This window comes from uncultured Caballeronia sp. (genome assembly GCF_964243625.1).
In the GTDB taxonomy this organism is placed as follows: domain Bacteria; phylum Pseudomonadota; class Gammaproteobacteria; order Burkholderiales; family Burkholderiaceae; genus Caballeronia.
The window spans coordinates 1-12,765 of sequence record NZ_CAXTGZ010000140.1 but is presented as its reverse complement, the minus strand read 5'-3'; the positions used below and the strand labels follow the sequence as shown (position 1 = coordinate 12,765).

The window sequence follows — 12,765 nt, the reverse complement described above, 5'->3', positions numbered from 1 at the left end:
GATCCGGCTTCCAGGCAATTCGTTCCAGGCAATTCGTCTTTGACCAAGAGTTGTCGGCTCTAACGCAGATCTCGATTGATCCCAGCACCCGAACCATCACGTCGGCCCAACGCAACAGCTGTTGTAGTCACTCGTCAGAGACTTATCTTTATAAGGGTAAAAAGCTGGTGTTGATAGCCGACTGGGATGAAAGCCTTTCAGCCGACGGGAAATGGATAGAGACAACCACCGGGCGAATGCAGAAGGGAAAGTTACATTACGTCACTACGCGAAAGAAGGCAGATCTGAGATGAAACGGGTAGTTAATAGCCAGCAGGAATGTCCCGACAGCAGTCAGCGCCTGTTGACTATCGTCTAAACGGACATGAGTGTCGGGGGCGAAATCGACCGACTCCTGCAATATCACATGGATGCAAATTTTTCATGAGCAACCGTACAACCGGCGTCATTGCACGGCACGATGAAGACGTGGGAGGACCGCATCAAACTTCTGCGTTTGGTTCACCGTCGACAGGACGTGGCACCCGTCTGGCTGACATCCAGAGCGCGAAAAATCCTCTACTCGAGTCCGCTAAGCCACTCCTGCGAGCGCTAGCGGATATGCCAAAATATCTCGAGGCGGACTCAGTCATTGAGCTCCGCTCGTTACTCGAACACGAAGTTCGTGCCTTCGAGAAGCTGTGCGAGCAGGCCAACATCCGGCGCGATCATGTGCTCGGAGCGAGCTATTGCCTTTGCACAGCACTAGATGAAGCTGCGATGCAAACGAAATGGGGCAAGGGCGCAGATGACGGAATGGAATGGATCACCACGGGTCTCGCCTCGAAATTTCATAATGACCGTCAAGGTGGCGACAAGGTCTATTACCTGATCGGCCGCCTGATGACCGAGCCCAAAGAACACCTGGACTTGCTCGAAGTCATCTACCGTGTCCTGAGTCTTGGGTTCGAAGGCCGTTATCGCCATAACGCAGATGGCGCGCGCCAGCACGACGCCGTACGTCAACGCCTCTACACAGAGATCACCTCTCAGCGCGGCCCAGTCCCGGTTGCACTATCCCAGCATTGGGAAAGCGATGCGCACGGCAGAAGCCGCGCGTTCTACGACTTTCCCGTATGGATTACCGTCGCAGTGCTTTCAGTGATCCTGCTCGCATTCTACGGCTACGCAAAATACGAACTGCTGACCCAAAGCACAGCCATACAGCAACATGTTGCAGACATCGCCCGCATGAGGCCACCTCCTGCACCGCCTACTTTGCACCTGAAGGAATTGCTCCAGGACCAGATCGCCGCCGGCAAGGTCAGTGTCGATGAAGACGAACGCCACAGCACCGTCACTTTCCGTGGCGACGACATGTTTGGCGCAGGCAACGCATCTGTCAACGCATCGGTGCAGCCGCTGCTCGCCAAGATCGCGGGGGAAGTGATCAAGGTGCCAGGCAAGGTGACCGTGATCGGCCACAGCGACAACCAGCCGATCCGCAGTCGTGCGTTCCCTTCGAACCAGGCACTTTCCGAAGAGCGCGCCACGCAGGTAATGCAAATGCTTCAGGCCGCGGGTGTGCCTTCAGGCCGTCTCGAAGCCATCGGCAAGGGCGATACCGCGCCAATCGCGGACAACCGGACGTTCCAGGGACGCGCGCAGAACCGGCGTGTCGAGATCAACGTCGCAGAGTGAGCGCCCCGGCGACATCACGGTATTTTTGGGGTTTTAGAATGAAGAAGTTTATATCGCTTACGGCATTGCGGCAGACGGGCGTTTTCGTCGCGCTTGTTGTCGTGGCACTTGTCATCTGGTTCTTGGGACCGCTCGTCGCCTTTGGCGGACTGACGCCGCTCGCGGGTATCGGGGCGCGCGTTCTGACGATCGTGCTGCTGTTTGCAGGGACGTTGATCTTGCTGGCGGGGTGGTCCGTCAGCATTATCTTCGTAGCACTCTTATGTCTGCTGGTCTGGTTCGCTTCGCCTCTGCTTTCCTTCGGGCACGCCCAACCGTTCGAGGCCAATTTTACGAGGATCGTGATCATCGTGGCGATCCTGATGGTCTTTGCCATCTATGGATTGATTAAGTTGAAGGCCCGTCTGATCGCTGACAAGTCGCTTCTGAAACAGATATTGGAATTTGGCATCAAGCAAGAGACTTCCCCGGCGGCAACCCGACTCGAGCTCGTCACTGGGATTGTCGACGCGGCATTGCAGCAGCTCAAATCGATGCGCACGGGCGCACGAGGCCTTGGCCGTCTCTTTCAAGGCAAGCGCTATCTGTATGAACTGCCCTGGTACATCACGCTTGGTTCGAAAAGCGCGGGCAAGACGACTGCCGTGCTCAACGCCGGCCTCGCGTTTCCTGTTGCCGAGCAGATGCAACGGGCTGTCGATCAGCTGGCGGCGACTAGTGGAACTGCGAATGTCGACTGGTGGATGACCAATGACGCTGTCTTAATCGATACCGCTGGACATTACGCGCAGCACGGACAGTCGACCGACAGCGTTGCGGCTATCGCCACTCCTTCAGCGCCCTCCGTTACTATCGAAAACCCAGAAGACGAACTTTCGGCCGCGACCGAATCTGAAAAGACGAAGGCGTCAACGGCAGGTGCGGATGATAAAAAAATTCCTCCGACTGAACAAAAGCCGCTCGTAACACCCGCACAAGTCGATGCCGCCGAATGGCACGGCTTTCTCGCGCTTCTTCGCAAACATCGTCCCCGCATGCCTATCAATGGCGCGATTCTGACGATTGATCTCGCCACCCTGACCAAAGAAGACGACCACGCTCGCTTGGGTGAGATCGCCGCACTGCGCACACGCCTGGCCGACCTGCGCACGGACCTCGGGATTCGCTTCCCGGTTTATCTCGTGGTCACGAAGATGGACCAATTAAGTGGATTCAACGAATACTTCGGGTCTTTGACGGCGGAAGGCCGTTCGCAGATATGGGGATTCACGCTTCCATCCGGCCGCGCAACAGTCGCGCGTGAATCATTGCGTGCGCGTTGCCGGTCGGAGCTCGGTCTGCTCGCGACACGCCTTGCGGAAGGTGTAAATGGTCGCTTGCAGGATGAGCATGATGCAAGCAATCGATGCAAGCTCGTGGCCCTCGATCAGGAATTTTCCGCAATGATCGGGCCATTGGCTTTGCTGATCGATAGCGTTTTCCTCGACTCGCGATACGACACCACGCAACGCGACGAAGCGCTGCGTGGCGTTTATTTCACGAGCGCTGCGCAATCGGGCGCGACGCTTGTCGCCGAGCGACGAACCATTTTGCAGCGCGTCCTGAGTGCTTTTGCAAGCGAGCCGGCGAAAGCGGACGCTACGTCGCAGCGACACCAAAGCTACTTCTTACAGGACCTTCTCACTAAAGTCATATTCCGCGAAGCGCGGCTTGTTCGTCCGAATTTGCATTGGGAATTCCGCTTTCGTCTCTTGCGATTTGTCGGCCATGCACTGGCCGTCTTGCTCTTCGCGTGGCTCGTGAGCGGCATTTGGGTAAGCCTCGGCAACAACCGCGTCTACCTTGACGCAATCGAAGCCAAGACCCGAGTGCTGTCAGCGAAAGTCACGCAGCTCTATAAATCGCCAAAGCCCGAAGCAGTGCCGGACGCGCTCACCGATGCCCGTTACCTTCCGACGTATCCGGGACTCGACTTGTCGTCGCCGGAGAGTAAGTATCGGTACGGGTTGTACGTCGCACCCGACGTCGCAACGGAAAGCCGTCATACATACGACTCGCTCGAAGACACGCTGCTGTTGCCGCAGCTCGTGCATCGCATGGAAGCGGTACTTTCCGATGCCATTGCCCGAAAGGATTCCGAAACAGCCTACGCGGCGTTGCGCACGTATCTGATGCTTCAAGATAAAGCCAAATACAACGCCGACGATGTCAAAGCGTGGGTGTTGTCGGACTGGGCCAATACGGACAGCGCTGCTGTATTCGGTGGACGGGCATCGATGATCGAACATGTCAACGCATTGTTCTCTGCAGACCGTGTCGTCCAATCGCCGTTCGTACGAAACGACGCGCTGATCCAGCAAGCGCGGTCATTCCTGGACGCGAACAACGCAACGCAGCGGCTCTATGAACGCTCGAAAGCGGCAATGCAAAAAGAGGCGCCTGAAGAATTTACGTTGTTGCGCGCTGTCGGTCCGCAAGCCGGCACTGTATTCACGCGTGCAAGTGGAGAGCCGCTTGCACACGGCGTGCCGGGCTTGTTCACCTTCGACGGATACCGCAATCTATTCGACAAGCGTCTCCCCGAATTCGTCCAGATTGCTCGCGATGACGATGCATGGGTCATGGGCCGCAGCCTTCTCGGTGACGCTCAAAAAAAAACGGCTGAAATCGCGCGCGCGGAGGGCTTAACGGCGGATCCGCTGACCGAAGAAGTCCGTCGGCAATACCTGATGGAATATGCGCAACGCTGGGACAATTTTCTCGGCGATATCCGTACGGTCAGCGGCACCAGTCTTGCATTCAACCTGCAGATATTGCGCCGCTTCGCCGCGCCGGACTCCCCATTGTCACGGCTTGCGCAAGCTGCTGTCAGGGAAACGACGTTGACCCGAACCGCAGCCGCCGATGAAAAATCGTTCCTCCAAAAAGCCTCCGGCCAAATCAACCAGAAGGCCGACCAAACGCTCGGCATTCGTGCGGAAGAACGTCTGGAGCGAGAGCTGGTCGATAGCCATTTCGCCGCGTTGCGTGAGGTCGTGACCGGCGCGGGGGACACGCCTGTTGCAGGACAACCCGCTGCGCCAACGGGTGCTCCCCAGCTCGACGCACTAACTGGTCAACTGAACGACTATTACACGGTGCTGACCGTCGCCGACAACGCGTTGACCAACAACAGCATGCCGCCCGCGAGTGACTCCGCTGTGAAACTCAAGTTGACGGCAGAAACGCTTCCTGCGCCGTTTCGCGAGGTGCTGCGCAATCTCGCGATCCAGGGTTCACAGGAGGTGAATCAGGGTATTGGACAGCTACTGTCGCGACAGATGGTGGCAACCATCGGCGATGCTTGTCGTCTCACGGTCGATGGTAATTACCCGTTCGTCCCCGAGAGCAAACAGGACGTGAGCATCGACGACTTTACGCGCGTGTTCGCACAAGGCGGCGTGATCGATGACTTTTTTGTGAAGACGCTCGCCCCTTTCGTCAACACCGCCTCCCGGCCATGGCGATACAAAACGCTGCCCGGCGCAACCGAGCCGGTACAGGGACCTGACTTGATGCCGTTCCAAAAGGCCAAAGCAATTCGAGAAGTGTTCTTCACTGATCCGGGGCAAAAAAAGCTTTCGTGGAAAGCCGAGATCAAGATTCCAGAACTCGATCCGACGATCACCGGCCTTGTGCTTGATATCGACGGACAAAGCGAGCACTACCAGCATGGTCCTGACCGGCCATTTGCCGTGGCATGGCCAGGACCTCGAGGCGGAGTTCATGCGGAGATCACGGCGAATCCGCGCATCCGTCCGGACACATCGACGGTATCGACCGATGGACCATGGGCATTCATGCGCTTGCTGAAAAAAGGCCGTTTGATTGAAACCGCAACATCTGGACGGACCCGCGCGGAGTTTAATTTCGATGGACGCAAAGCCGTGCTCGACATAGTCGGTACGGCAAGCGTGGCAAATCCACTGACAAGCGATGTCTTGCGGACGTTCCAGTGTCCAAGTTCCTTGCCATCGTTCAGTTTGCCTGACAGTGGCCCGCCAGTTGGATTGCCTTCTGCTGTGGCGCAGCCAGTGCGGGCTATGCAAGCTCCAGCTGCGCAGGTCCGGTCAACGCAACATATCGATGAAGAGCCTGCGCTTATTGAGCAAGCACCGCAACGCGGTGTGCAGCAACCAGCAAGCCTGAAGGCAAACGGCGCGCCCGCTCGCGACGATTGGGCGCAGGCCAATTAGGAAGCAACTTTCCTAGAGCTCCGTGCAGACGGTCCACAATGATCTGATCTATTTACGCCTGTCGATCTGAGGTGGCAAGACATTAAAAGCGTGCACGTTCGAGTGGGAATTCTTGGCAGCGACATCACAATAGCGGCTCTAACGCAATCCGGCCTCGCACCAGGAGGTTCGGTCATCGAGCACCGCTTTACCGGCCTTCGGAAAATCGACGCGCAGGCCGTGTATCGTTTCTGCCAGGCACAAGAACAAGCGTGGCGCGAGAAGCGGCGCCTTCGAGAATTGGAAGAATTGCGGGCAAAGTATGGCGGCTTTCAGGGCTACACTGCGTCGACCGCATCCGCGTTTGCGCGCGAGGGTACCGCTTCATCCGTGGACGACTTGACGTCACGGCTCGGACGAGCAAAGGATATGGTTGTTAAAGGGCTGATTAGCGATTCAGAATTCGAAACTATCAAAGCGAGGGTAGTGGCAGAGCTTTTAGATGGCTATGCCGGATTCGACTAGCAGACCCGTTGGTCGAACCCGCCAACATCGTCTTGTAGGGAAAAGCGACTTTCGAACGAGTGCCAGATTTGCCGAGATGGGTGAGTAGCCGGAGCGGTCCAGCCTAAATTGCAGCAACCCGGCACCGCCCCAACCAACAGGGCCGGCCCCGGGCTACAAACCAACCCCCTTACTTACTCGTAGGCATCGCAAACTCGGCGCCCTTCTCGGTGCTCTCTGGCCACCGTTGCATGATCGATTTCTGCCGCGTGTAGAACCGCACCCCTTCCTCGCCGTAAGCGTGCATATCGCCGAAAAGGCTGCGCTTCCAGCCACCAAACCCGTGCCAGGCCATCGGCACAGGAATGGGCACATTGATCCCCACCATCCCGACTTCGATACGGCGACCGAACTCACGTGCAACGTGGCCATCGCGTGTATAGCAGGCCACGCCGTTCCCAAACTCGTGGGCGTTGATCAGATCGACCGCTTCGGTAAAGTCCTTGACCCGCACGCAGGCCAGCACCGGACCAAAAATCTCTTCCTTATAGATGCGCATCTCGGGCGTCACGTTATCGAACAGCGTGCCGCCGGTAAAGAAGCCTTCCTCGTGCCCCGGCACCTTGAAACCACGTCCGTCGACGACCAGTGAAGCGCCCTCCTCCACACCCAGCGCGATATACCCTTCAATGCGTTCCAACGCCTGACGCGTCACGATCGGGCCCATCTCGGCATCGGCTTCCATGCCGTTCTTCACGATCAGCGAACGCGCCCGCTCGGCAAGCCGAGGAATCAACTTGTCAGCGACATCGCCAACAAGCACCGCAACCGAAATCGCCATGCAGCGCTCGCCGGCTGATCCGTAACCCGCACCGACCAGTGCATCGATAGCCTGATCCAGATCGGCATCGGGCATCACGACCATGTGATTCTTCGCGCCGCCGAGCGCCTGCACGCGCTTGCCGTGCTGCGCACCAGTCTGATAGATGTAATTCGCAATCGGCGTGGAACCCACGAAACTGATGGCCTTCACATCGGGATGCACGAGCAGCGCATCGACCACGACCTTGTCACCCTGCACGACGCTGAACACGCCATCGGGCAAACCGGCTTCCTGCAGCAACCCTGCCATGAATAGCGATGCCGACGGATCGCGTTCGCTCGGCTTCAAGATGAAGCAATTGCCCGCTGCAATCGCGACCGGGAACATCCAGCACGGCACCATGCAAGGGAAGTTGAACGGCGTGATGCCGGCAACGACGCCCAGCGCCTGACGCGTGGTCCAGTTGTCGATACCTGTCGACACCTGCTCCGTGAAATCGCCCTTCAGGAGTTGCGGGATGCCGCAAGCAAACTCGATCACATCGATACCGCGTGACACCTCACCCTGCGCGTCGCTGAAAACCTTGCCATGTTCGGCTGTGATGATCGCGGCAAGATCGTCGCGATGCTTGTTCATCAACTCCAGGAAACGCAGCATCACGCGTGCACGGCGAATCGGCGGGGTTTCGCTCCAGCTGGCAAACGCTTTCTTTGCGCCGGCGACGGCTGCGTCGACATCGGCAACATCACCCAGGTGCAGCGTGCGCGCTTCGGCGCCCGTCGCCGGGTTGAAGATCGGCTGGGTGCGCGTTCCCGTGCCGGGTACACGACGGCCCTGAATGAAATGGCCGACGTCCGCGCGATCGCTGAAGCTTTGCATGATGAGGCACCTGATTGGTTTGGTGGAAAGTCTATCGAGTGTAAGAACCCGGGACACGTCTGCAAAGACGTTATGATTGAAATGATTGTTTTCTATGGTGAACAATGGGCATATGGAAACGCAACGAGTCGAGTCTCTCTGGACGCATCTCTACTGGCTGACAATCCTCGCGCAGCAAGGCAGCTATACGCGCGCAGCCACCCGGCTTGGTGTGAGCAAGGCGGCCATGAGTCAAAGAATAGTCGAACTGGAGCGCGCCGCTGGTGTGTCGTTGGTGCAGCGCACCACGCGCAGTGTGCGGCTGACGGAGGCAGGACAACGTCTTGTCGATCAAACGCGCGGGCAGTATGAAGGCATTGCGCAGAGCTTTGCGGGCGTACGCGATTCGGCAGGAATTGCACGTGGAGAGCTGCGTGTGACTGCTCCGGTCGCGTTTGCGCGGCAGCAGCTCGTGCCGCATTTATCGGCGTTCCTAAGGGCAAACCCTGAAGTGCGCGTGCAACTGGAAGTATCCGACAGGATCAGCTCGCTCGCGAGCGAGGGTTTCGATCTCGCGATTCGACACAGCGCCGTCGCGCCCGAAACACATGTTGCCTGGACGCTGTGCAAGACGCGTTCGGTGATCGTGGCAACACGCGCGTATCTGAAGCGTCGTGGCACGCCTTCGACGCCGCAGGAACTGGCCGCGCACGATTGCCTCTTTTACCCGCGCGCGCAAGAGGCCCCCGCGTGGACCTTCGAACGCACGACCGGGCGCAAGTCCGCCACGGGACGCGTCACGGTGCCTATCAACGGACCGTTCTCGGCGAATAACAGCGAGACCCTGCGCGACGCCGCCCTCGATGATCTCGGCGTTGCACTGGTCCCTGACTTCAGCGCCCAAGCCGCGCTACGCGCCGGTCACCTCGTGCGCCTGTTGCCCGATTGGCAACCTACCGGCGTTTTTGCAGAGCAGCTTTATGTAGTACGTCCGTATGCTTCCCACGTGCCACGCGCGGTGACGGCGTTCGTATCGTATTTGCGCAAGACGTTCGAAGATGGATTTTCGGACTAGCGTCCGTGTTTGAAGACCAGCGCTTTAGCTTGCAGCGCGTTTGTCGATCCAGTTCACGATCTCGGCGTGATACGTGCGCGGCGCTTTCGCCACAGTGCGGGCCGCCAGTCCCGCGAGTGTCTGCGCTTCGAGCACCTCTTGCATGCGCTTCTCGGCCTCGATCATGACCGCATGAATGGAACATGTGCCGCTTGTGGCCCACTTGGGAGCGGTATCGCCAAATATTGCGCAGCGCGCGCGAATCTCGCGGCAATCGAAAAGCGGCTTGGGTCCGTCGATGGCTTGCACCACGTCGAGCACAGTGATGCGCTCGGCAGGACGCGCGAGCGCAAATCCTCCACGTGCGCCTTCGGTAGCGACCGTCAAGCCGGCCTTATGAAGCTTGGTGAAAAGCTTCGCCACGTAATCCACCGACAATCCCTGCAGTTCCGCCAGATCCCGCACGCTCGCCTCGCTGACACCAGCCGGCGCGTCGGTCAGATACAGCAGGCAATGCAGCGCGTACTCGACGCCTGAACTGATGTGACTCATTCCATCTCCGACTCATCAAATCCTAGTTTAGGCATTCTATTCCATCCGGAGGCGGGAGGCAATGCTCGTCTTCTCAGCGATGAAAATCGCGTCATCTGCATATTCCTGACGGCTATCTCTCCATATAGCGACATGCAATATTCGGATCGATGTGCGATATCATCGCACTTGCAAGATCTATCTACGACTTGTACAGTCGTAGATATCGCAGGAAATTACGGCGACCCGATTAACGAATTGAAAGCGAAAAATGACTGATAGTCCCAAGAGAATTCTGGTGATAGGCGCCGGCTTCGCCGGCATGTGGAGCGCGCTTGGCGCAGCTCGTTTGATCGATGCCGCGAATACGAACGGCGAGCCCATCGAAGTCGCCTTGATTGCGCCCGAACCCCAGTTGCATGTTCGCCCGCGCCTTCATGAAACCAACCCGCTTGGTCTGAAAGCGCCGCTGTTGCCGCTCTTCGATGCAACCGGCGTCCGCTTCATCCAAGGCAGCGTGCGCGATATCAAGGCCGCGGATCACACTGTCGAAGCAGTGAATGCGGACGGCAGCACATTCACCGTACACTACGACAGGCTGGTGCTCGCCAGCGGCAGCGCGCTGTTTCGTCCGCGCGTTCCGGGCCTGGACACGGCCGCGTTCAGCATCGATCAGATCAGCGACGCCGCGCGTCTGGAAGCGCATCTGCGTGGCCTCGCCAATCAGCCTGATTCGTCCGCGCGAAATACGGTTGTTGTCGTAGGCGCGGGTTTCACCGGGATCGAAATCGCGACGGAATTGCCCGAACGCTTGCGTTCGTTCCTGGGCGCGAACACTGCAGTCAGGGTGATCGTGATCGAGCAAGCGGGCGCGGTGGGTCCGGACCTGGGCGCCGGGCCGCGGCCGGTTATTGAGCAGGCGTTGACCGGACTCGGCATCGAGGTGCGTCTGAACGTTGCGGTGAGCAGTATCGATACTGATGGCATCGTTACGTCGGACGGCGAGCGTATCGAGGCGAAGACGGTGATCTGGACAGCAGGCATGCGCGCCAATTCGCTGACGAAACAGCTCAACGCCGAGCGCGATCCGCTCGGGCGTCTACACGTGGATGCGAACTTGCGCGTGCTGGGAATGGACGATGTATTCGCCGCCGGCGACGTCGCTTTTGCCACCACCGACGACCTCGGCAATCACGCGCTCATGTCATGCCAGCATGCAATGAACATGGGCCGGTTCGCGGGACATAACGTGGCGGCCGACATGCTTGGCAGCGAGCCTCTACCTTATCGTCAACCGGTTTATGTGACGTGTCTCGATCTCGGGTCGTGGGGCGCGGTCTTCACCGAAGGATGGGACAGGCAGATCAAGCTCGTTGGCAACGAAGCGAAAGCGCTCAAGCGCCAGATCTGTACCGAGTGGATTTATCCGCCGGCAGCGGATAGAACAGCCGCGTTCGATGCCGCCGATCCGAATGTCACTGTCGTAGCTTGAGCACCTTGCCATTGTCGTTGCGCGTGGAGCACGTCCTCTGCGCGCAACGACGTCAATTGCCGGTACAACGCTGGCGCGGTTGCGCCTTCAGTGTTCAGCAAGAGCACGTGCGAATGCTCATCGAGTGCAAGCGCAATGCGCTCTTTTGCGTCGCCAGTTGCTTGAATCAATCCCGCAAGTCCAGCCGCTCCGGACTCTCCCGCCACGACGGGAATATCCTGCTTTGAACCGGCAGCAAGAATGCGCATGGCTTCGATGGCGGCTTCGTCTGACACGGTCATGAACGCGTCGGCGAGAACGCTCAGAAAGCGCCACGCCAGCGGCGACGTTTCTCCGCATGCGAGTCCGGCCATGACCGAATCCACGGAACCCGTTGCATGGGCTGCATGTCCTCGAAGCGCGCTTTGATAAAGACACTCGGCCTGATCCGGCTCCACGATGATGAAACGCGGCCGTTGCTCACCGTCGCGCTCTGCAAAATAGCTGATCACCCCGGCAGCCAATCCACCCACCCCGCCTTGAATGAACACATGCGTATAGGGCCGGCCATCGTTTTGTTCGATTGCTTCCGCAGCGATGGTTCCATAACCCTGCATCACGTCGCGCGGAATCGTTTCGTAACCGTCGTACGAGGTATCGGACACGACGTGCCAGGCATTTTCCTTCGCAAGCCGCGCGGCTTCCGTCACCGACTCGTCATAGTTGCCCTCGATCTGCACGATCTCCGCGCCGAGTGCCGCGATTGCCAGCCGCCGTTCATCGTTCACGTGCTTATGCAACACGATCACACATCGGCAACCGATACTGCGCGCCGCCGCGGCCAATGCGCGGCCATGGTTGCCATCGGTTGCGCTGATCACGGTGAGGTTGCGCAGCAGCGTCGTATAGTGTCTATCGATCAGTTTTGCAGCGTCAAGATCGTGGCCCTGGAAGAGCCTTTTAATCAGCCGCATCAATGCGATCGGCGCACCAAGCGCCTTGAAACTCCCCAACGGCGATCGATGCCCTTCGTCCTTCACGCGAATCGATCCCACTCCCAGTCTTGAGGCAAGATCCGGCAAGTCCCAAAGAGGCGTCGGTCCCGCGTTCAACCCGTCCCATGCCGATAACCACGCGCGGCTTTCATCGGCGGCATGGATGTTGAGAATCTGGCGAAGCGAATCGTCGTAGTCATTGCGGCGCGCATTGGCGTTGATTTGAAGCATCAGACTGTCCTCTGGACGTTTTCAACGGGTAATTTCAAACGCACGATCTCCGCAAAATAGCGCGCGCCGGTGGACAGGATGGCGTCGTTGAAGTCGTATCGTGCGTTGTGTAGCGGAGTCGCACCGGCTTCGCCTCCGGCACCATTACCGATAAACGCAAAGTTGCCCGGCACCACTTCGAGGAACGCGCCGAAGTCTTCGGAGATCATCATCGGTGCGACGTTGCTGTCTACGTTGTCCGCACCCACAATCGCCGTGGCCGCTGCAATCGCGGTCGCAACGCATGGAGGCGTGTTGACGGTCGGCACGAACTCATGCGTGTATTCGAACGTGCATTGCGCGCCGTGCGCAGCACAGATGCCTTCGCACACGCTACGCATGCGCTGCTCCAGCAGCCTTTGAAC

Annotated in this window: 10 protein-coding genes; 6 read left to right on the top strand and 4 right to left on the bottom strand. The window is 58.5% G+C overall.

What is annotated here, in order from left to right; all coding sequences use genetic code 11:
* The 4 genes from ACFFAR_RS12090 to ACFFAR_RS12075 form a co-directional block, all read left to right on the top strand.
* A partial coding sequence (locus ACFFAR_RS12090) for an XAC2610-related protein (RefSeq protein ID WP_375507931.1) occupies positions 1 to 293 on the top strand: 293 nt, incomplete at its 5' end.
* Between the two features lie 130 nt (positions 294 to 423).
* The gene (tssL, locus tag ACFFAR_RS12085; RefSeq protein ID WP_174363222.1) at positions 424 to 1,680 is read left to right on the top strand and encodes a type VI secretion system protein TssL, long form; all 1,257 of its coding nucleotides are present in this window, start codon (positions 424 to 426) and stop codon (positions 1,678 to 1,680) included.
* 38 nt (positions 1,681 to 1,718) lie between these two features.
* Positions 1,719 to 5,915 (top strand): type VI secretion system membrane subunit TssM, encoded by a 4,197-nt coding sequence (tssM, locus tag ACFFAR_RS12080; protein ID WP_174363218.1) that lies wholly within the window; start codon positions 1,719 to 1,721, stop codon positions 5,913 to 5,915.
* Between the two features lie 102 nt (positions 5,916 to 6,017).
* A complete protein-coding gene (locus tag ACFFAR_RS12075; RefSeq protein WP_174363219.1) occupies positions 6,018 to 6,419 on the top strand; it encodes a hypothetical protein in 402 nt (133 codons plus the stop codon).
* A gap of 169 nt (positions 6,420 to 6,588) precedes the next feature.
* Here ACFFAR_RS12075 and ACFFAR_RS12070 read toward each other — a convergent pair whose 3' ends face one another.
* Positions 6,589 to 8,100, bottom strand: coding sequence for a CoA-acylating methylmalonate-semialdehyde dehydrogenase (locus tag ACFFAR_RS12070; protein WP_174363220.1), 1,512 nt, complete (start codon positions 8,098 to 8,100; stop codon positions 6,589 to 6,591).
* 112 nt (positions 8,101 to 8,212) lie between these two features.
* Between ACFFAR_RS12070 and ACFFAR_RS12065 the strand changes: the two genes are divergently transcribed.
* Positions 8,213 to 9,154: a LysR substrate-binding domain-containing protein gene (locus tag ACFFAR_RS12065; RefSeq protein WP_174363221.1), complete on the top strand. Its 942-nt coding sequence runs from the start codon at positions 8,213 to 8,215 to the stop codon at positions 9,152 to 9,154.
* Between the two features lie 24 nt (positions 9,155 to 9,178).
* On the opposite strand, the gene ACFFAR_RS12060 is transcribed toward ACFFAR_RS12065, so the two are convergent.
* Positions 9,179 to 9,685 carry an RrF2 family transcriptional regulator gene (locus tag ACFFAR_RS12060; RefSeq protein WP_375507930.1) on the bottom strand — a complete coding sequence of 169 codons (507 nt, stop codon included), beginning with the start codon at positions 9,683 to 9,685 and terminating at the stop codon, positions 9,179 to 9,181.
* A gap of 250 nt (positions 9,686 to 9,935) precedes the next feature.
* Between ACFFAR_RS12060 and ACFFAR_RS12055 the strand changes: the two genes are divergently transcribed.
* Positions 9,936 to 11,156, top strand: coding sequence for an FAD-dependent oxidoreductase (locus ACFFAR_RS12055; RefSeq protein WP_174365248.1), 1,221 nt, complete (start codon positions 9,936 to 9,938; stop codon positions 11,154 to 11,156).
* Here ACFFAR_RS12055 and ACFFAR_RS12050 read toward each other — a convergent pair.
* A complete protein-coding gene (locus ACFFAR_RS12050; RefSeq protein ID WP_174365247.1) occupies positions 11,087 to 12,361 on the bottom strand; it encodes a diaminopropionate ammonia-lyase in 1,275 nt (424 codons plus the stop codon). The genes ACFFAR_RS12055 and ACFFAR_RS12050 overlap by 70 nt on opposite strands.
* Positions 12,361 to 12,765: M20/M25/M40 family metallo-hydrolase (locus ACFFAR_RS12045; RefSeq protein WP_174365246.1), on the bottom strand; the 405-nt coding region annotated here is incomplete at its 5' end. The genes ACFFAR_RS12050 and ACFFAR_RS12045, both read right to left, overlap by 1 nt.

Coding starts and splice junctions, on each gene's coding strand:
- tssL (WP_174363222.1), top strand. CDS start 424: ATGAGCAACCGTACAACCGGCGTCATTGCACGGCACGATGAAGACGTG.
- tssM (WP_174363218.1), top strand. CDS start 1,719: ATGAAGAAGTTTATATCGCTTACGGCATTGCGGCAGACGGGCGTTTTC.
- ACFFAR_RS12070 (WP_174363220.1), bottom strand. CDS start 8,100: ATGCAAAGCTTCAGCGATCGCGCGGACGTCGGCCATTTCATTCAGGGC.
- ACFFAR_RS12065 (WP_174363221.1), top strand. CDS start 8,213: ATGGAAACGCAACGAGTCGAGTCTCTCTGGACGCATCTCTACTGGCTG.
- ACFFAR_RS12060 (WP_375507930.1), bottom strand. CDS start 9,685: ATGAGTCACATCAGTTCAGGCGTCGAGTACGCGCTGCATTGCCTGCTG.
- ACFFAR_RS12055 (WP_174365248.1), top strand. CDS start 9,936: ATGACTGATAGTCCCAAGAGAATTCTGGTGATAGGCGCCGGCTTCGCC.
- ACFFAR_RS12050 (WP_174365247.1), bottom strand. CDS start 12,361: ATGCTTCAAATCAACGCCAATGCGCGCCGCAATGACTACGACGATTCG.